Origin of the sequence: Mesorhizobium sp. M5C.F.Ca.IN.020.32.2.1 (assembly GCF_004023105.1) — a bacterium.
In the GTDB taxonomy this organism is placed as follows: domain Bacteria; phylum Pseudomonadota; class Alphaproteobacteria; order Rhizobiales; family Rhizobiaceae; genus Mesorhizobium; species Mesorhizobium wenxiniae.
Window position 1 is genome coordinate 1 of record NZ_RZSX01001331.1, and the last position, 1,100, is coordinate 1,100.

The 1,100-nt window shown below is 57.9% G+C and carries 1 protein-coding gene; it reads right to left on the reverse strand.

Annotated elements, in window-relative coordinates; genetic code table 11:
* A partial coding sequence (locus tag EOA86_RS35735) for a KUP/HAK/KT family potassium transporter (RefSeq protein WP_206630245.1) occupies nt 1–1,100 on the reverse strand: 1,100 nt, incomplete at both ends.

Genomic DNA, 1,100 nt, shown 5'->3' on the forward strand with positions numbered 1-1,100 from the left:
TGCCAGGAAGAAGCCGGTGTCTATCGTGCCAAAGAGCAGCGCAAGCGCCGCAGCGAGTGCGGTCTGCCATTTCCATTGCCACCGCATCACCACGAATAGCAAAATAGTCGTCATCAGCATTTCGCCTGTCACCGAAATTCCATAGGCGGAAGCCAGGGAACTCGAACTGCCAAAGCCGACGACCAGCAGCATTACGCCGAGCGCGAGAATGAGATTCACGCGCGGCATGTAAATTTGGCCGAGTTGCATCTCGGAAGTATGCTGAACTTCGATTCTGGGCAGAAGATTGAGCTGCACCGCTTGCCTGGTCAGCGAAAACGCCCCGGAGATAACGGCTTGACTGGCGATGACAGTCGCTGCTGTGGCGAGCCCGACCATCGGTATCAGCGCCCAATCCGGCAGCATCTGGAAAAACGGATTGTCGGGCAACCCCCCGTGAGCAAGAACGAATGCGCCTTGCCCAAAATAGCTGAGTAGCAGGCAGGGAAAGACGATCCAGAACCAGGCTAGCACGATTGGACGGCGACCGAAGTGGCCGAGATCGACGTAAAGCGCTTCAGCACCGGTAACCGCCAGAAAAACCGCGCCGACGGTGAGAAACGCACCCGCTTTGGCCTCGGCAAGGTAGACCACCGCATAATAGGGATTGATTGCCAGGAGGACCGAGACATCGTCGAGGATATGCACCAATCCGGCAATGCCGATCGCCAGAAACCAAAGCCCCGTCACCGGCCCGAAAACCGAGGCCACTCTACCGGTCCCGAAGCGCTGCACGGCAAACAAGACGGCAAGGATCACCAAAGTAATGGGAACCACGTACGGATCGAACGCCGGAGTCACGACGCTCAGGCCTTCCACCGCTGAAAGCACCGAGATGGCCGGCGTTATGATCGCGTCGCCGAAAAACAGTGCGGCTCCGCAGAGACCGATGGCAAGAATGATGCTGGAACCAGCCGGATAAGCTTTCCGCGCCAGCGCCATAAGCGACAGGGTACCGCCTTCACCCTTGTTATCCGCCCGAAGCACGAAGGCGACGTATTTGATTGTCACGATAATCGTCAGTGCCCAGACGATCAGCGACAGAATGCCCAGAACGGCAC